Source organism: Roseomonas acroporae, assembly GCF_023223525.1.
Taxonomy (GTDB): Bacteria; Pseudomonadota; Alphaproteobacteria; order Acetobacterales; family Acetobacteraceae; genus Roseomonas_E; species Roseomonas_E acroporae.
Genome location: NZ_JALPRX010000293.1, coordinates 1 through 485, shown reverse-complemented (window position 1 = coordinate 485; position 485 = coordinate 1). Strand labels below are relative to the sequence as shown.

Sequence of the window (485 nt, the reverse complement as noted above, 5' to 3'; positions counted from 1 at the left end):
GTAAGCGTCCGGTGACGCGGCGACCGAGTGTCAGGTTGCCGCGGGTGCTGCGTCGCTTGGCAGGTTCCATGGCAGGAGCTCGGCGACCCGACTGACGGGATGGTCGGCGATGCGCTCCAGCACGCGGCGGAGGTAGGCCTCCGGGTCGAGGCCGTTGAGCTTGGCGGTGGCGATCAGCGAGGCGATTGCCGCGGCACGGTGGCCGCCGGTGTTGGAGCCTGCAAACAGCCAGTTCTTCCGGCCGAGGGCGAGCGGCCGGATGGCCCGCTCGACCGGGTTGTTATCCACCTCCAGCCTGCCGTCCGCGACGTAGCGTGTCAGCTCCTCCCATCGGCTGAGGGCATAGCGGATGGCCACGGCCAGATCGCTGCGCCCAGAGATCCGGGCGAGGGTCGCGTCGAGCCAGGTGCGCAGGCCCTCGAGGATCGGCCCCGCCCTCGCTTGGCGCTGCTTGGCCCGCTCATCGGGCGGCTGGCCGCGGATGT

At 71.1% G+C, this 485-nt stretch carries 1 protein-coding gene; it reads right to left on the bottom strand.

Annotated features, from left to right (window positions below; genetic code table 11):
* Positions 1–30: 30 nt before the first annotated feature.
* Positions 31–485, bottom strand: a 455-nt coding sequence (locus tag M0638_RS28590) for an IS66 family transposase (protein WP_248670354.1), incomplete at its 5' end; no start/stop codon positions are given.